Here is a 17,678-nt window from a genome sequence, read left to right on the forward strand (position 1 = left end):
TTGTATTGAGCTCATTCAGATCAGCTTCCATGCGTCAAACTCCTTCCGAAGGGCTTCATCCCATGTTTTGGTCTGGATCAGCAATCGCTCGTCAACGGAAGGCCATGACATCTCTTCGTTCTCTACCTGATGCAAGCTCGCAACCCGATCCGCAATCAGGCCTGTCTCCATGGGGGTAAAGTAAGTAAACGCCAAACGAAGCTCAGGAATCATGCGAATAAACTCTTCATAATCAAGCTGCTCAATCATATAGTTCAACTCCGATAAAAGCTGATCTTCATACAAAAAAGCATCCCGTGCTACAGAGAACACGCCCTGTAGGTAAAGCGCAGTCTGCCGGGTCTGCTCCTGCGATCCCCGGATATATGCACGTGCCCGATCCACGATCTCTTCTCTAAGCCTGTCCCCAAGTCCTGAAGATATGGCAATACACACCCCCTCCAGCTGTGCCGGAAGTTGGCTGTCTGACAGTAGTTCATCCAGGTGCGCCCGGAAGGTATCGTCCCGAAAATGCTCTTCGGATGATTCTGCCAGCATGGCAAGCAGCTTCAGTCCCTGGACAATCGCTTCATGTTCATCCGGATTCGTTCTTGAGAGCTGCATCAGTTTGTCCACGGCATTGTTATAGGCTTCGGACACGAGGTTGAGAAGCTGCTGTTCCTCAGACAATCCAAGAAGTCTGCGATGCTGCTGAATTCGATTCAACATATGCAGACTTCCGCACAACGACAAGAAATTTCCATCCTTTCGGAGCGCTGACTTTACTTGTTCATACAGCTTCATTGCGGTATCCTGCAGGCCCATGAGCAGAGCCTGAAGCATGGATTTGGCGAGGTCACCGCTGTGATGATCCGGTATTCCCTGCATTTCCTCTTCCATCTTGCGCGTAGCGGCTTCCCGAATGGTGCCTCCATAGAGCGAGTTTTCGATTAATCGAGCCTCAATTCTGGAGGAATAGGTATATACCCACGTCTCCCGAACAAGGTTCATGTCACGCTGTGCAATCCAATCCGGGCCCGATTGCCGCTTCGCGAACTCCGGAACGAGATAGACCATACATTGAAACAATTGACTTTGCCGACGATGATCTGGTTTGGCATATAAATCAAGTATTTTCTTATGTTGGCCTGTAGTACGAATTTGAAGTTTTGATTCTGTACAACGTTCTTTGAAATCCTCAACGATCGGAATACTGAATGGGTTGGGAGCCACTTTTCCGATGACATCTCCGGTTAGCAATCTGTGTAGTTCTTGCAGAGGTTTGTCTGAAGCTAACGTAAGTTCACCCTTAACAAAGGAAGAAAGTGTTGCATCCATCAGCTCATAGACTCCGCCTTCCCTTTTTCCTCTCAGTCCTGCGAGTCCTTGAACCATGCTGTATGCCTCAATAGCGTCGCTGGTTGATACATGTTCATGCGTTTCCCTCAGTGTGCGGGTTAGTCGGGATAACAAGTCCAATGCGGTCAAATTATACACGGAGCTCTTTTGCCGAAGCAGCTGGGTCCAGATCTGTTCGTAATAATTCACGTAAGGCATGCCGCTTGCATACCCATTCAGCCGATCCGCTTCGGCAAACGTGTAGACCATGGGATACATCTGCTGATGCACCGAATTCTGAACCTTCGCATGCTCCTGCATCGTCATCTCTTCTGAGTCCGTCCTATGATTCTCGGGCATCAGCAGTCCATACGTATGAAATCCGCCGGTGATGACAAGCACACGTTCATGCTCCTGCCCAGCTTGCTTAATACGACTTCTCATATGAGCTTCTCTTGCCAGATCGCCTGTACTTTGCAACCGCTCCGCTGAATAACACATCCGGGATAAGGTGCAGTACGTGAATACATCCTGTACAAATGCCTGAGTTGACTTCTCCAGACCACCAATCTCAAATACGTTCTCCCACAATTCATCGAAACTTCGACAGTTGGTTTTCTGACATAAACGGTGGATAAACTCAGACCCTGCGAGCAAAGTCTCATCTTGAATGGATATCTCCCGCTGTGCCTTGTTGTGCTTAGAGAAATGATGATAATCCAGGTCGATAAAAGTTGCTGGGATGCTCAGCCGTGATGCTTCTTTCAGCGCTACATATTCAGGAGAGTAACGAAGCATCGGATAATAACAGGCCGCTCTCTCCTCTTCACTCTCATAAGTGTAGTAAAGACTAACTGGAGGTAGGGTCGCCTCATCAGCCAGAACTTGAAGTAATGGATTGCCGCTCTCAGGTCCTTCGATAAGAATGATGCCCGGCTTGTATTCTTCAATCAATCGCAGCAAATGATAGGAACAGGCTGGACTATGATGGCGTATGGGAAAATAAAGCGTTCCGTTGTTCAGGTTATAGACCTGGGACTTAAATAGCGTCTGTAACTGGGCAACATCCAGATCCGCTTTTCCTGTTAACCGATCCATTTCTTTTCCTCGTAGTAATCCTTCCAAATTCCCTCTTCTCTGGACCGCTCCTTCACGACCTTGGAGAAGTAGGTTTTGAGAATGGACAGATCCTTGTCGCTTTCTTTCGCTATCGTCCCCAACATGTTTTGCACCAGCCGATCCAATGCGATTCCCTTGTCTTCGTAATAATAGGAAGTCATTGCACTCTGTACATATACAGATACGGCTTCAGCCGTACTCATGGACGCTTGGGGCGTATCCAACTTGTAACCTTCCCGCGTCATTCCTGTTCGAAGCTCCATAAATGTCGTGGCCAGCAATTCAACCACATCCGAATTAATCTCGGTGTCTATTCCGCTATGTAATAATAGGCTTCGCGCTTGGGATTCAATAATCTTGGCTTCCATTTTCACACTGCTGATCGGTTTGATCGTCTCAAAATTGAAACGGCGCTTCAGCGCACCACTCATTTCATTGACACCTTTATCGCGAATGTTCGCCGTAGCAATCACGTTAAACCCTGGTTTGGCAAACAGCACACCACCATCCAGTTCAGGAATACTCATCACCTTGTCACTCAGAATACTGATCAGGCTGTCCTGTGCTTCAGCGGGGCAACGTGTAATCTCCTCAAAACGAGTAAGAATTCCTTTCTTCATTCCGTTATACAAAGGTGAGGGCACAAGCGCCGCTTCGGACGGGCCCTTATCCAGCAGCATGGCATAATTCCAGGAATATTTGATCATGTCTTCGGTTGTGCCTGCCGTACCCTGAATTGTGTTCAGACTGGTTCCAGAAATGGCGGCCGTCAGCAGTTCACTAAGCATGGTCTTGGCTGTCCCCGGTTCTCCAACGAGCATCAGGCCCCGATTGCCTGCCAAGGTTACCACGGCACGTTCAATCAGGACATCGTTGCCATAAAATTTCCGCGTAATGGGAACCTCTTTTCCGTCCAATATCACAGGTTTATCCCTGCCAATAATAAAATCTCTGACATATGCCGGGGACAGCAGCCAGTTTGGAGGACGTTTTCCCGTATCTTCTTCTCTTAACGCCCTTAGTTCTTTCTCATATAGTGTCTCGGCGGGTGGCTTAAGCATCTCCATCGTCAAGGTTTCTCCTCTCGCATAAACAGATCGTATGTTCTTATTACGTTTTATCTTATCACAGCAGTCTTTGAACGAACGCAGAAATCGTCAAAAATGGTTGAAACGTCCTTCTTATCAGCATTATTCATAAGTCCGTGGACATGGTTCATAGCACAATTGTGAATTGCTTATATCGTTGCAGCATGACGAATACACTCAAAATGAATTTGAATCCACGTTGTTTTTGTAGAAAACTTCACATTATAGGCCATACGTCCTTATAGTTCATTAAACGACCTGTAATATGGTTCAAGCAGATTAAGTCCATTTTCACAAAAAATACAGCCCAATAGTCTGCGTCTCCAATCAATCTCTATTTGATTTAATTTGTTTATTCAAAAACAAGGTTTCAATCGCTCCAATATTGAATATATAGATGGTGCAGGCTTTTTGAATGAAGGCATCAAAATTAACATATAATCCCTCAGATAAGATTCGTAACATTACGGGTTTTTGATGAGAGGAGATTAACCATTTGAGTACTAATGAAACTTCACAGCCTGAGTTCTTCACCCGAGAATTTACACAGAACCCTTACCCCGTATATGAAAAGCTGAGACAGAATGATCCCATTTACAGAATCCTGTTCCCTCAAGGTGAGTTCGGTTGGATTATAAGCCGATATGAGGATGCAGTTGAAGTATTAAAAGACAATCGTTTCAGTAAGGATGTAGTCAAACGTTACGGACCAGATCAACAAAATATCTTCGTGCATAACATGCTTTTTTCCGATCCACCCGATCATCGCAGGTTGCGCGGACTCGTACAGAAGGCTTTTACTCCCAGATTGATTGAGGGCATGAGAAGCCATATTCAAGATATTGCCGACGATCTTCTGGATAATCTTAATTCCCAGGACAAGATGAATCTGATCGATGAGTTTGCTTTTCCTTTACCGATCATTGTGATCAGCGAGATTCTGGGTGTACCTCTTGAAGATCAGGACAAATTCCGTCTATGGTCCAATTCCATCATTGATGCGACAAGTGAGGAGCATTCCGAAGTGTTTGAGAAGCATGCCAAGGAATTCATTGATTACCTGAATGCCTGGTTTGCCAAAGTACGTAAGCAGCCGGGTGACGATCTGATCAGCCAGCTCGTTGTGGCAGAAGAATCTGGAGAACAACTCTCTGAAAAGGAACTGCTCGGTGTTGTTGCTCTGCTGATCATTGCCGGACACGAAACAACCGTTAATCTGATCGGTAATGGTGTACTTGCTCTTTTGGAGCACCCGGAGCAACGCGACCTGTTGATCAAGCAGCCTGAGTTAATTCACAACGCCGTAGAAGAAATGCTGCGTTATAACGGACCGGTTGAATTCAGTACATCCCGCTGGGCATCCGAGGACATTGAATTTCATGGACATCACATCGCTGAAGGCGAAATTGTTATTGTAGCGCTGGATTCAGCCAATCGGGATGAAGAGAAATTTAAGGATGCGGATGTTTTTGACATCACTCGCGAGAAAAGTGCACATTTGGCTTTTGGCAAAGGCATTCATCTCTGTCTGGGAGCCCCTCTCGCGCGACTGGAAGGCGAGATTGCCATTAATACACTGCTTCGCCGCTTTCCCGATATGCAGCTGCAGACGGATGTTAATGAACTTGAATGGAGACCCGGTATGATTGTTCGAGGGGTTAAGGAGATTCCGGTGCAGCTTAAATAAATATGGTTTTGATGTAATGAAAGTGAGGCACCTAACTGCATGGAAATAAACACTATTGTTTTAGTCGTTTTTTTGTTTCTTATTCTTATTCTATTGGTTCGCGTCATCAGCTTGCAGACACAGTTGAATGAATTGAGAAGGGATGTTGAACGTCTGGAGAATGGGTCAGACCGTACCGCACACTCCCCTCTCAGTTATAACGCTTCTTCAGTAAATGTGTCTCCACCTACACCGACACAGGCTGATCTAACTGAACTTGATAAAGAATTGCAGGCACTTGCACAACAGGGCAAAAAAATAATCGCAATCAAAAAGGCTCGTGAAGCCAGAAACCTGTCATTGAAAGATGCTAAAGACTACGTTGAGTCGCTTGAGCGCCTGTAAATGGTAGAGCTTAAGCTCAAGAAAAATAATAGCACGCAAAAAGAGAGGCACTGTAACATTACAGTCGCCTCTCTTTCTTATGATGTCTGATAAATGCCCTATTGTGCGGTTACAGCACCATCAATAGGATAAACAGCGCCATTAATATAAGGAGCTTCATCTCCCAGCAGGAAGGATACCAGATTGGCAATCTCTTCAGGCTTACCGAGACGACCGGATGGAATGCTATCAAGGGTTGCTTTGAATACTTCAGGATTATCCTTACCAAACTGAACCACCATTGGAGTTTCAATCGTACCTGGCGCAATGGCATTCACACGAATGTTTTCTTTACCATACTCAATGGCCGCTGTACGTGTCAGTCCAACTACGCCATGCTTCGTCGCTGCATATGGTGCAACTGCTTGAACACCTACAATACCTGCTGTAGAGGCCGTATTGACGATGGAACCACCGCCTGTTTTGAGCATTTCGGTAATCACATACTTCAATCCGTAAAATACACTTCTCAGGTTAATATCAATGATTTGGTCAAACTGCTCGATCGTATGCTCAATTAATTTGACACCCGGACCAGCGATCCCGGCATTATTGAAGAACATGTCGATTCGACCGAATTCTTCGATCGTTTTGTTAACATAATTCTCTACCTCGTTCGCCTTGCTTACATCCGTTTGTACAAAAATGGCTTTACCGCCCAGCTTCTCGATCTGTTTTACAGTTTCTTGACCCGTCTCTGCCACGAGATCAACGACCACAACAGATGCGCCCTTCTCAGCCAGCTTCAGCGCTGTCGCTCGGCCCAATCCACTTCCTGCTCCAGTGATAATTGCTACTTTTCCTTTGTGACTCATTTTGATCTCCTCCATGTGTGTTCGTCATCTGTCATCGGATCGGTTAATTCGATATGAAGCGGTCTTGCATCGGAATGCAACATATGTAGGGTGAAAAGCTTTGAATCCTGCCTGACTTTACCTATTTTAATAGAGTTACGACTTAAAAACAATTTATATAATATGACTGCATACTATAATATTCATCACATACTACACATCTCAAGAAGGGGAACTCCTTACTAAAAGCGTGTAACGGTCCCCTTCTTTTTGGTGAGATGTACAGTTTAATTTCATGCATTTACATTGTCAGATCGACGGTTGAATATGGTGGGATAATGCTAAGGAAAACCTAATACTTATCTTAGCAAATTGGTTTTGGCCAGCTCGATCAGCTCATCGCCACGCCCATTTAGCACGGCTTTCATCATCCATAAGGTGAAGCCTTCGGCCTGTTTTAGATTAATCTTCGGAGGCAGGGACAGCTCCTGACGGTTCACCACAACATCAATTAGAACTGGACCATCATGCTGCAATGCACGCCCTACAGCCCCTTCCAGATCAGCGGGATCTTCAACCCGAATCCCCTCCAGGCCCATTGCTTGAGCTACCATCGCAAAGTTGGGATTTACAAGCTCGGTACCGGATTCAAGCAATCCGGCAGCTTTCATCTCCAGTTCAACAAAACTGAGTGCACCGTTGTTAAACACGACAACTTTAATCGGGAGATGATGCTGTTTAAGCGTCAGAAGATCACCCATCAGCATGGCAATGCCGCCATCACCAGACAAGGATATCACTTGTCTTCCCGGGTCAGACACCTGCGCCCCAATTGCCTGTGGAAGAGCATTCGCCATGGTGCCATGACTGAATGAACCTAACAATCGGCGATTGCGGCTCATTTCAATGTAGCGAGCCGCCCATACCGTAGGTGTACCTACATCACAGGTGAAGATCGCATTTTCCGCTGCAGCATCGCTGATAACCTTGGTTAGATACTGCGGATGAATTGGCATTTTCCCGGGTTTGCCTACGGCAAGCTCATCCAATTCTTTACGAACTTTCTCGTAACGTTCCACGCTTTTATGCAAATGTTTGTCGCTATGCTCTTCCGTTAGATAAGGTAACAACATTTCAATGGTCGCTTTCACATCTCCGCACACTCCGTAATCCAGCTTTGTACGACGACCGAGGTGGGAGGACTGAATGTCCACTTGAAGTACAACGGCATCCTCCGGGAAGAATTGACGGTACGGAAAATCGGTTCCCAGCATCAGGAGCACATCGCAGTCCATCATGGCATGATAACCGGATGAATACCCGATTAATCCCGTGAGGCCGACCGAATACGGGTTATCGTATTCCAGGTATTCCTTGCCTCGCAAAGCAATAACCATAGGGGATTTCAAGCGATCACAGAGCTGCATCAGAGGTTCACGTGCACCGGCGCAGCCTGCACCACACAGCAACGTAATTTTTTTGCCTTGATTCAGGAATTCCGCCAGTTTTCGCAGTTCAGGTTCGGAAGGATGGACAACAGGGTGTGTGGGATGATATACATGCTCTGGCACAGGCAGGTCAGCCGCCTCTAGAGCCGCTACATCCCCGGGCAGTATAATGACGGAAACGCCTGAACGCGCTACTGCGGTCTGCATGGCCATCGTAAAGGAACGCGGCATCTGTTTGGCTGTTGTGATGACTTCACAATAATGACTACATTCCTGAAACAAATACTCCGGATGAGTCGCCTGAAAATACTCACTTCCGATCTCATCACTCGGAATATGAGCTGCGATGGCAAGTACCGGTACACGGTTCCGATGACAATCATACAGACCGTTAATTAAGTGCATGTTTCCCGGTCCGCTGCTGCCGGCACATACGGCGATACTTCCGCTCACTTGGGCATCTGCTCCGGCCGCAAAAGCAGCCACTTCCTCATGGCGGACATGAATCCATTCAATTTTACCCGAACGGCGGATGGAATCCAGTACCGCATTCAAGGAGTCTCCAACGATACCATAGATGCGTTTGATGCCTGCGTTCAATAGTGCTTCGACCAGAACGTCTGCAATTGTTTTCTTCATGACAGGTCGGTCTCCTTTATTCGCTTATTTTGAGTTATGTTTCCACCGCGTTAAACTACCTATTCTTTTACCCCAATCTTTTGAAATTAGAAACAAAATCATATGTATTTATGGATATATACAAAAATCCGCTTGTCATGGACTGACAAACGGATCATGGGTTGTTATGGTTTACACGTCGGTTCCTTGCATATTTAATAATTCATTCACATCACTAAAGCCAAATTAAATGGCAGGCATCACATTGCCGCCACTAACCGGAATATAAGCTCCTGTAATAAAAGAGGACAGGTCGGATGCCAGAAATGCTACCGCATTGGCAATTTCCTGATCTTCTCCCCTGCGTTTCAACGGTACAGTTTGAATATAACCCTCATCATGCCCCGACTCGTTATTGCGATCGCGTTCACTGATCGTCCATCCAGGCGCAACCTGGTTGACCGTAATCTGATATTCGCCTACCTCTTTCGCCAGCACACGGTACAAACCATCCATGCCGCGTTTTCCCGCTGTATATGCAGATTGGGTAGCAAAATTTTGCATCGCACATTCCGTATTGATGCCAATGAATCGACCAGCTCTGGCTTCTTTCATATAAGGGATGAATGCTTTGGCAAGATACACACTCTGCATCACACATGATTCGAACTGGCTTATATAATCATCCGGTGATTGTTCCAGCACTGTTGTCCAGGCATATTGGATGACCGCATTGGCAACCACGATATCCACATCACCGAGGCTGGAGTGAATTTCATCCCGCAACCGAAATGCCGTATCCTGCTTCGTGATATCGCCCTGAACAATGACCGTTTTTCGACCGATGGCTTCAATCTCAGCTTGAAGCTCTTTAGCCTTCGTTTCATTATTTATGTAATGCAGCGCGAGATCAGCACCACAGTCTGCCAACGTACGAGCGATGACCCTTCCCAATTGACCGGTTGCGCCTGTCACCAGTGCTGTTTTACCTGTAAGATCCAATTCCATAGGGAAAGTCCCCTCCTTTAAGCCTTATGTGTAATCACGAAATTTAGCAATGAAGAAAGAAGGATATAAAAATGATGTAACCCTCATTAATCAAACTGGAATCTAACTGGAAAACGCTTTCGGAATTCATGCTATCTTCTGTTTGGTTTAATGATGAGATTCATCATTTCATTACTTCCCGTACTGAATGAGATCGATTTCCTGGAAGCGACTAACCTCTTTTTCCCACCGTTCTTCCACATATTTGCGGTGAATCGGGTGATCATTATAGGCATCATAGGCAGCCTGATTGGCGAATACCATCGAAAAACTGTAATCAAACTCGTTCTTTTCGCTCACCTGACGCAGGACCTGCAATTGCTCTACACCGGGAATATTCGCCAGTGCCTCCGCACTCTCTTTCAAAAATGCCTCTGCTTCAGGTGTATCTTTACCTGCGTAAAGTGTAAACGTTACCATATGATTGATGCTGCTCATCTCTATTTCCTCCTCCAATATGTCTGAATCTGTTCCCTAGTGTACATCCGAAAGTATTGTAAGCGCAATAATTGGTTGAATTAATTTTAGAGGAATTGAATATGTATGGGTATTAGAACTACTTTTAAGTCGGAATTACTTGAGTTTACCTATCGGCATGCAACAAAAAAACCTCAGGATTAATCCCGAGGTTTTCTTGTAATGGTTTGGACAACCTATTTGATGTTGTATTTACGGTTAAATTTATCAACACGACCACCGATGTCCACGTTTCTTTGTTTACCAGTGAAGAATGGGTGGGATGCGGAGCTAGTGTCCACACGGATTACTGGGTAAGAGTTACCATCTTCCCATTCCATTGTTTCGTTCGAGAATTTAGTCGAAGAACTCAGGAATTTGTAATCAGCACTTGCATCGAAGAAAATTACTGTTTGTGTCTTTGGATGGATATCAGCTTTTGGCATAATCTATTTACACTCCTTTAATATGGGTACTTCTTAGAATAGAACTAAATTTTATTATACTCTTTTTTTGGACGAAGTACCAGTCGGAATTGAAGAAACGATAAATATTTTACAATTCACTATGATTTGCACAGGTTTCAGAGTTTAAATTAAGCCCTTCTCCAGCACATTCAGCATATATTCCAACGCTTCAAGTTCATCTCTTCCCCGTGTCTGCAATCTCACCACACTGCCATGTCGAATGGGAAGAAGCGCCATTCCGAGCAGGCTTTTGACATCTACCCGATGCTCATGATTCGCATTAGTAAATGACAATGAAATATCCGAGGCAAAACGCGATGCTTGCGAAGATACAGACATCAGATCATCTCGGTGGAAATCAGAGTGAATCATAAATTCATGTATTCTCACAACCTTCAGTTCCTTTCGAAAGATGCTATTTAACCATTTTGGTGGTGTATCATTTTATATATTAAAATCTTCAAGCATTATACCACGTTATGGCAGCTTGTTTAATCCTTTTATGGAGAAAAATACAAAAAAATAAGCCCTAAACATCAGGGCTCCTTTGAACTAGATTCATTTGCCATTCGGATAGACCATTACTTTCAGACTGCCACTTTTGTTGTGCAATGCCCGTTCCATGGCCTGCTGCGTATCTTCAAGCGAATAACGGTCAGTAATCAGGGACATTACATCATGCTGGCCTGAACTCAGAAATTCAATTCCCGCCGGATACGTATTGGCGTAACGGAAGATTCCGTATATATCCACCTCGTTGTCCGCGATAAAAGGAACATTCAAGGCAATTTCGTCCTGTGCAGGCAGTCCTACAATAGCAAGCTTGCCTCCTCGCCGGAGCGAATATAATGCCGACTGAAGCGCCTTCGGATTCCCCGCAGTTTCCCAAGCCGTATCTACACCGACGCCGTTCGTTAACTCACGGATCACCGCCTGTGCATCCTCGTTCCGTACATTAATGGTATGGGTTGCGCCCATACGACGAGCAGCCTCTAACCGCACTTCCTCCAGATCGGTGACGATGATGCGTTCTACGCCAAACGATTTGGCAGCTGCAACTGCCATCAATCCAACAGGCCCCATGCCCATAATGGCAAGTGTAGTGCCCGGAGCCAGTTTACTGCGTCTTGCAGCATGAATGCCAACCGAGAAAGGTTCATTCATGGCTGCCTCTTCAAAAGACAGATGATCCGGGATCGGGAAAACCATATCTTCACGAATGGTCATGTACTGTACAAATGCCCCATCCACCGGAGGCGTCGCCAGAAATTGCACATCGGGACACAGATTATAACGACCTTCTTTGCATGCCGTGCATCGTCCGCAGGTTACCCCAGGCTCAATAGCTACCCGATCTCCTTCTTTCAGCCGTGAAACTCTTGAGCCTACAGCCGCTACAATACCTGCACATTCATGTCCAAGTATAATCGGTTTCTCAACTACAAATCGGCCAATTCTACCATGTTCAAAATAATGCACATCCGATCCGCAGACGCCAACGGCCATCACCTGAATGAGCACCTCGTCTTCAGCCGGCTGTGGTACAGCCTGTTCCTCAATGATGATGTGCCCGGGCTCTGTCATGACAGCAGCCTTCATGGTTCCGGGTAATTGATGATCTCCCATATGTTCCCTCCTTCTCGTGTATGTCAACGTTGTTCTTTCCTCTGGAGAAAATCCGTCTGTTCTAGTTTTCGTATCCAGATTAATATATCGTTCTTCCTTGTTCATCAGCAATACCACTTTTGCGATAGAAGTACGTATTAATCATGTCTCGCCATTCCTTGGCGTGCTCCGCCTGCCCTGCCTGTAACGCAGACACCTTATCAAATACAGTCGAATCAATCTTGCCTTCCAGCTGTCTCCAGGTCTGTGCTAATGCTTCTGCCTGCTCTGCTCCATCAAAATGTGTATCATAAATGTGCTGAATGACCGTTTTGCCAGAATGCAGAACATGCGTATACGGGACATGGTGGAAAAATAATAGCAGCTCATCCGGACAGGAGTCTACGGATTCATATCTTTCGGCGTTTTCCCGATGGTATTGCGATGTATATCCCGTTCCACTGCTCACTGTCCGGTCCACACCAATGCCATCACAATCGGCAAAATGATACGTCCCCCACTTGGAATATTCATAGCCATCCACATTAGGTCCATAATGGTGCTCCGGATTAACCATCCAGCCTACACCGAGCGGTGCCGTATAACTTTCATAGATATCGAGCGAATTCAAAAGCATGCCAGAGATTAGACGAACGACCTCTTCGTCATGTCCGAATGTAAGTCTGACCCACTCCTCCGCGATCTCTTCCGATGACAGCTCCGGATTCCAAGCAAGTCTTCCATATCCATATAAATTCGCCTGAGCGAGCGGATGTCCTGTCCAGCAAGCATCTGCACCGATATTGGATACTGCGGCAAAGCCACTGTAGGGTCTATTGTACAGCGAACCGTCAGCAATGCGTTTTATTTCAGAACCCGGCCCCTTGGCGAACGTATCAAAATCCAATACTTCTTTCCACTGTGGAATCAGATAACAGAGATGCCGCTGCTGGCCCGTATACTCCTGCGTAATCTGGAATTCCAACACCTGATTTGTGTTTTCCATTGCCCCGAACAGCGGAGATACGGCCTCGCGAACCTGAAAGTCCATTGGACCATTCTTGATCTGCAAAATGACGTTATCCGCAAATCGGCCATCCAATGGCTTGAAGTGGTCATAAGCCGCCCGTGCGCGATCTGTGGAGCGATCACGCCAGTCTTGTTTGCAGTTATAGACGAAGCAGCGCCAAATCACCAGGCCACCAAATGGGCGAAGTGCCTCGGCCAGCATGTTCGCTCCATCGGCATGATCCCGGTTATACGTAAAGGGTCCGGGCCGATTTTCTGAATCTGCTTTGATCAGATAGCCGCCAAAATCCGGGATTGCCGCATACACCTTGGCTGTCTGAATGTTCCACCATTCACGGACCTGTTCATCCAGCGGATCTGCCGTAAGCAATCCACCAATCTCTATTGGACTAGCGTAGTTGGCGCTCAGGAACAACCGGATGCCGTACGCTCTGAATTGGGCAGCAACCTTCGCAACATCACCCAGGAAACGTTCCGTCAGGAACAGGCTCTCACGCTGATGAACGTTGACGTTATTGATCGAAATGGCGTTAAGGCCTGTAGAAGCGAGCAATCTGGCATAATCTCGAATACGCCCGAGGTCACGAGTGAATTCTCCATTGTCATAGAAAATGGATTTTCCAGCATAACCACGCTCAATGCTTCCGTCCATATTATCCCACTGATTGATCATGCGTAATGCATTAACAGGCTGCTCTGAAATGTAGCTTAATCTTCCCTCAGCAGGATGCACTTCGTTTGAGTTTTCTTGCTCCAGAACAAGCTCCCTTAATAGATGAAAAGTACCATATAGAACACCTTGAGGGGTTTCAGAACCAATAAACAGCCTACCCTGCTCTTTATCTTCGCGGATAATATAACCTTCTCCCTGCACGGTAGAGCGTTCCGTGTCGCTGAAGGCCTGAGCCACGGCTTTTGAGCCCGTCCATGTGCCAAGCCAGACCCCTTTTGCCTTCTGTTGTGCTGAATCCGACTCACTCACTTGACTTGCAGTTTCGTGTTTAACTTTCGGTTGGATTCCAAACAGCTTATCCAGTCCCTGAGTCAGTTCTGCTATTGCTGTTGATATGATTTCCTGATCTTCCGCCACAGTCACGGTATGGCTCCAGACGGGGGCTGTCTTTTTGGCGGCCCCTTTCACTGCGGATGGACTTTGAAGATATCCAAGCCACACATCATATTGCGGGCCGGAGATAATGGATTGAACGGTTGTATTGCTCATTGTACAGCCTCCTTGCTGGCATAGATCTGTTCCAGACGATTACCTTTGCCTTCGAGCAGCCATAGAATCGATGTTACACCGCGCGGGTAATACTTGCTTCCGACTGCCACACCGGCCAGGATCTGGTCACTCCAGCACCAGTAGGATTCCTCTGGATGCAGCAGCCAGTTTACATGGGCAGCGTCAGAAGCCTTGCCTGTTTTATCCCATTCCACGCCCAGCAGTTCTCGTGCGATGAATTGGGACAAATATATTTTGCTGAGCCATGAGTTATTGCTCGTAGAGGATAGCTTCCAGCCTCCATCTTCAAACAGACAAGTACCAGGGACAAGAACTGTTTTAAAATGGGTTCGAAGCGCTTGCAGGTAAGGCCCGAAACGGCCATTTACATCCAGCGCGCCTTCACAGCCGGTGAAGTATGGGAACACCAAGCCTTCAATGGCCGGAATGATGCGGGAATCATTATTTTCGGCGATCACTGCCGGAATGTAGCCACCGTCGGTTAACTGGGCTGCGATACTGGCTGCACAGCGATCCGCCTGACGTCCTGCATGGTGAGACAGATCAGCCAGCTTCTCTGCAGCGAACAGCTTCTCCAGTGCAACATAGACGGCCCAGCATTTGCCTGCCAGATAGATGTTGTTGCGGGATTGTCCAAGCGACACATCCAGGCTGTCGTATGTGGTAATCTCAGCTCCACCTTTGGTACGACTGCTATCCAGCCCCATCAGGCCATTGCGTTGTTGTTCATCCGGATGATCCCGGTTCAACATGCTTTCGAAGCAATCCCGAATGACGGGCAGCATCTCTTTAACAAATTCACGATCCTGCGTCTGTTCAATATATACCGTTGCACAGCAGAGCCAGTTGACCAGTTCCTCGTGACTCATTTGCGAGAAGCAGTCATCAATGCCCACCAGTTCATATGCCGAGTGTCCCGGACGTGAGAATACATTGGCTACGCCGATATCATGCGTGAACGTAATGCCGCCCGGATATTCCTTCTCTTCGCCCGGGAACCGCACTTGATCCGTGTAGCTGTAGCGTTTTACAAACCACTCCAACTCGTTACGTACGGTCCAAGGATTCAAGGCAAGTTCAAAATACAACTGATCTGCGGTCAGATCGAGTGTGTTCATCATCCGGTATTCGCCTTCATTTACGATCCAGAACGGCTCTCCATCCGCATCCAGCAGTTGTGTACTTGCATAATAGCTGTGAATGGAATGGGCGAGCATAAATGACTGATCTTCACTCAAAGCAGCTACACCGAGACGTTGCTCAATTTCCTTACAGGAAGCAGTCAGCTGGTTGAACCGGTTAAGCGCATATTTCCCGGCACCCAGGATATCTGCAAAATAAAGAGTATACCAATAGGTCGTGTCCATACCCGAAGTAACGATCCCACCACGATAAAAACAGACGGCAAATTGGTACGTACGCTTCTCTCCGGCAGAAACGTCCATCAACAACGCAGCTGTTTCACCTAGGCCGAAGGCCAGATTCTCACGGTGCTTCTCCTGCAATATCTTCTCCAGTGTAAATCCACGTGCAGGCCATAGACCCTCATCCGCGGACAAAATGGCGGTTAGGCGACCTTGTCCAACTCCGGTTAATGTCCCACCCTCAGGCCCTCCGATGATCCGCATGGCTGAGTAAGGATCATTTCCCTGGTAGCCAAAATATGCTTTACGTGGCTTCCGTCCTTGCGTGTTATCAATTGTCATCTCCACCAGCACCGCAGGCACAAGCGCATCCATTAATGCTTCACGATCGCCACTCTGCGGATTGGGTACAGGACGCACAGGTGAGTAAATACTGAAAGTCAGATCACCCGCCGTCCACGTATCTGTTCCCGAAGTAAACTCGCGCGTAATCTCTTCATCGCGGAACGCTGAAATTAGCGGGCGTGTTCCCTGTACTGCAACTGCCGCTGGCGTGCTCAATCCACTTTCCGTCGAGGCCGAAGACACCTGATCTGAATCTGAATTGTCCACTTTCTCTACATCATATCGAACGCTTGCATCTTCAACGGCTTCGAAAAATGGTAAAGCTTCGTAGTGCTCACTGTCGCGAGATTGTAAACCGATATATATATTCTGATCTGCTGGCTTGCCAAGCTCCAGGCCTAGTCCGCCTTTGGCTCCTTTGTATCCAAGCGTAAAGCTGGCAAAAGCCCCGATCGGGGAGTGATGGGCATTATAAAAGATAGATTTGGATGTGCTCATGAACGATGACCCCTCTCAAAATGGTTTGCATACGTTTTCATTAGCCCCATCCTACCATGGGCATTCCTTCGTAGACCATGGTCAAATCAATCGGATATTTACCCAAATCAAGCTAATAGACTATAATATAAATAAAGCGGTTACATCTGTTTCTATACTTTTTATCAAGGGGGTCTCCCATGTCTTCCACCTATTTGCCTCCCGCTTTGGGAGAGAGTGTACATGAGGTATTTTACCCGGACGTTCAAACAACGGTGAATTTGTTCGCTATACATTTGCGAAGTGTAGGGGCCAATTGGGATTATCCAGCCCATGAACATCCACAATATGAGCTGAATTATGTAACGGAAGGCGAACAATACATGACCGTGGACGGCAAGCTGTATATTCAAAAGGCTGGAGAATTGCTCCTGATTCCTCCAGGAAGCATTCATTCCAGCCTGAGCCATAACGGCAAGGGGTTTACGTATTTTTGCATGCATTTTGATATCGATGATCAGTTATTTCTCTCGTTGCTTGCACGAATCAAGCAGGTTTTGTTCGATGCAGATAATCCGGTTACCCGCCAGATCGAGCCTGTCCTTCGCAAATTAATGTCTTCTGCGGACAACCGGGCGGCGAGTACGATGGTGCAGCGCATGCAGCTGCAATCGGCGGTATTTGAGTTGTTCGGCCATTTATGGGAGGCTGTCTCTCAGGAAGCTGCTCAATTGTTCACGGACGGATATGAGAAAATCGAACTGGCCCATCAGATTCGTAATCGGCTGCAAGGACTGGTGAGTCAGCAGTTCAAGCAGGGACGTGAGTCCGACAGCCATTATGGCATTGATGATATTGCTGCAGAGCTGGGCATCAGTTCCTCCCATTGTAACCGAATATTTCGGCAGGTATATGGTCAGTCTCCGCGTGTATATTTATCTGAAATGGTTCTGCATGAAGCAAAAGTTCTGCTGGGTAACCCCAAGCTGTCGGTGCAGAACATCGCTGCCATGCTAGGTTACAAGGATATTGCGCATTTTAGTCGTCAATTCAAGCGCTGGTCAGGGATTTCACCCACACGCTATAGACAGGAACAGCCTGCTCCCGAATGAGCTTCATCCATTGAACATCATTCCAGTATGGCATTTAAT

14 protein-coding genes are annotated in these 17,678 nt (G+C 46.8%); 3 read left to right on the top strand and 11 right to left on the bottom strand.

All coding sequences use genetic code 11. The annotated features are described in order from the left end of the window. Positions 1–15: 15 nt before the first annotated feature. A complete protein-coding gene (locus BMW94_RS06210; protein ID WP_090995831.1) occupies positions 16–2,415 on the bottom strand; it encodes a DUF5682 family protein in 2,400 nt (799 codons plus the stop codon). Further along, positions 2,403–3,503, bottom strand: a complete 1,101-nt coding sequence (locus BMW94_RS06215; RefSeq protein WP_090995834.1) for an ATP-binding protein — start codon at positions 3,501–3,503, stop codon at positions 2,403–2,405. The genes BMW94_RS06210 and BMW94_RS06215 overlap by 13 nt, the downstream gene beginning before the upstream one ends. Positions 3,504–4,020: 517 nt before the next feature. Here BMW94_RS06215 and BMW94_RS06220 point away from each other — a divergent pair. After that, on the top strand, positions 4,021–5,211 hold the full coding sequence (locus BMW94_RS06220) for a cytochrome P450 family protein (RefSeq protein ID WP_090995837.1): 1,191 nt from the start codon (positions 4,021–4,023) through the stop codon (positions 5,209–5,211). A gap of 39 nt (positions 5,212–5,250) precedes the next feature. Next, entirely contained in the window at positions 5,251–5,595 is a 345-nt protein-coding gene (locus BMW94_RS06225; protein WP_090995839.1) for a ribosomal L7/L12 family protein, read from the top strand. Positions 5,596–5,693: 98 nt separating this feature from the next. Here BMW94_RS06225 and BMW94_RS06230 read toward each other — a convergent pair whose 3' ends face one another. The 9 genes from BMW94_RS06230 to BMW94_RS06270 form a co-directional block, all read right to left on the bottom strand. Then, a complete protein-coding gene (locus BMW94_RS06230; RefSeq protein WP_090995842.1) occupies positions 5,694–6,449 on the bottom strand; it encodes an SDR family NAD(P)-dependent oxidoreductase in 756 nt (251 codons plus the stop codon). Positions 6,450–6,787: 338 nt separating this feature from the next. Continuing rightward, the gene (gene poxB / locus BMW94_RS06235) at positions 6,788–8,515 is read right to left on the bottom strand and encodes a ubiquinone-dependent pyruvate dehydrogenase (RefSeq protein WP_090995845.1); all 1,728 of its coding nucleotides are present in this window, start codon (positions 8,513–8,515) and stop codon (positions 6,788–6,790) included. Positions 8,516–8,740: 225 nt separating this feature from the next. After that, on the bottom strand, positions 8,741–9,502 hold the full coding sequence (locus tag BMW94_RS06240; protein WP_090995847.1) for an SDR family NAD(P)-dependent oxidoreductase: 762 nt from the start codon (positions 9,500–9,502) through the stop codon (positions 8,741–8,743). Positions 9,503–9,673: 171 nt separating this feature from the next. After that, positions 9,674–9,979 carry a Dabb family protein gene (locus tag BMW94_RS06245; protein ID WP_090995850.1) on the bottom strand — a complete coding sequence of 102 codons (306 nt, stop codon included), beginning with the start codon at positions 9,977–9,979 and terminating at the stop codon, positions 9,674–9,676. 215 nt (positions 9,980–10,194) lie between these two features. After that, positions 10,195–10,443, bottom strand: coding sequence for a type B 50S ribosomal protein L31 (locus tag BMW94_RS06250; RefSeq protein ID WP_063563876.1), 249 nt, complete (start codon positions 10,441–10,443; stop codon positions 10,195–10,197). 144 nt (positions 10,444–10,587) lie between these two features. Continuing rightward, a complete protein-coding gene (locus BMW94_RS06255; protein ID WP_254790137.1) occupies positions 10,588–10,854 on the bottom strand; it encodes an HPr family phosphocarrier protein in 267 nt (88 codons plus the stop codon). A gap of 168 nt (positions 10,855–11,022) precedes the next feature. Further along, positions 11,023–12,048, bottom strand: coding sequence for an NAD(P)-dependent alcohol dehydrogenase (locus BMW94_RS06260; protein WP_254790150.1), 1,026 nt, complete (start codon positions 12,046–12,048; stop codon positions 11,023–11,025). 121 nt (positions 12,049–12,169) lie between these two features. Continuing rightward, complete coding sequence (locus BMW94_RS06265; protein ID WP_090995859.1) at positions 12,170–14,320, bottom strand: alpha-glucuronidase family glycosyl hydrolase; 2,151 nt, start codon at positions 14,318–14,320, stop codon at positions 12,170–12,172. Then, on the bottom strand, positions 14,317–16,548 hold the full coding sequence (locus tag BMW94_RS06270; protein WP_090995862.1) for a glycoside hydrolase family 52 protein: 2,232 nt from the start codon (positions 16,546–16,548) through the stop codon (positions 14,317–14,319). Before BMW94_RS06270 ends, BMW94_RS06265 begins: the two co-directional genes overlap by 4 nt. 179 nt (positions 16,549–16,727) lie before the next feature. Between BMW94_RS06270 and BMW94_RS06275 the strand changes: the two genes are divergently transcribed. After that, complete coding sequence (locus tag BMW94_RS06275; protein WP_090995865.1) at positions 16,728–17,639, top strand: helix-turn-helix domain-containing protein; 912 nt, start codon at positions 16,728–16,730, stop codon at positions 17,637–17,639. Positions 17,640–17,678: the final 39 nt, after the last annotated feature.

The sequence above is a fragment of the Paenibacillus sp. OK003 genome, from assembly GCF_900109515.1.
Taxonomy (GTDB): Bacteria; Bacillota; Bacilli; order Paenibacillales; family Paenibacillaceae; genus Paenibacillus; species Paenibacillus marchantiae.

Coding starts and splice junctions, on each gene's coding strand:
- BMW94_RS06270 (WP_090995862.1), bottom strand. CDS start 16,548: ATGAGCACATCCAAATCTATCTTTTATAATGCCCATCACTCCCCGATC.
- BMW94_RS06265 (WP_090995859.1), bottom strand. CDS start 14,320: ATGAGCAATACAACCGTTCAATCCATTATCTCCGGCCCGCAATATGAT.
- BMW94_RS06245 (WP_090995850.1), bottom strand. CDS start 9,979: ATGAGCAGCATCAATCATATGGTAACGTTTACACTTTACGCAGGTAAA.
- BMW94_RS06215 (WP_090995834.1), bottom strand. CDS start 3,503: ATGGAGATGCTTAAGCCACCCGCCGAGACACTATATGAGAAAGAACTA.
- BMW94_RS06225 (WP_090995839.1), top strand. CDS start 5,251: ATGGAAATAAACACTATTGTTTTAGTCGTTTTTTTGTTTCTTATTCTT.
- BMW94_RS06210 (WP_090995831.1), bottom strand. CDS start 2,415: ATGGATCGGTTAACAGGAAAAGCGGATCTGGATGTTGCCCAGTTACAG.
- BMW94_RS06230 (WP_090995842.1), bottom strand. CDS start 6,449: ATGAGTCACAAAGGAAAAGTAGCAATTATCACTGGAGCAGGAAGTGGA.
- BMW94_RS06240 (WP_090995847.1), bottom strand. CDS start 9,502: ATGGAATTGGATCTTACAGGTAAAACAGCACTGGTGACAGGCGCAACC.
- BMW94_RS06275 (WP_090995865.1), top strand. CDS start 16,728: ATGTCTTCCACCTATTTGCCTCCCGCTTTGGGAGAGAGTGTACATGAG.
- BMW94_RS06250 (WP_063563876.1), bottom strand. CDS start 10,443: ATGCCAAAAGCTGATATCCATCCAAAGACACAAACAGTAATTTTCTTC.
- poxB (WP_090995845.1), bottom strand. CDS start 8,515: ATGAAGAAAACAATTGCAGACGTTCTGGTCGAAGCACTATTGAACGCA.
- BMW94_RS06260 (WP_254790150.1), bottom strand. CDS start 12,048: ATGACAGAGCCCGGGCACATCATCATTGAGGAACAGGCTGTACCACAG.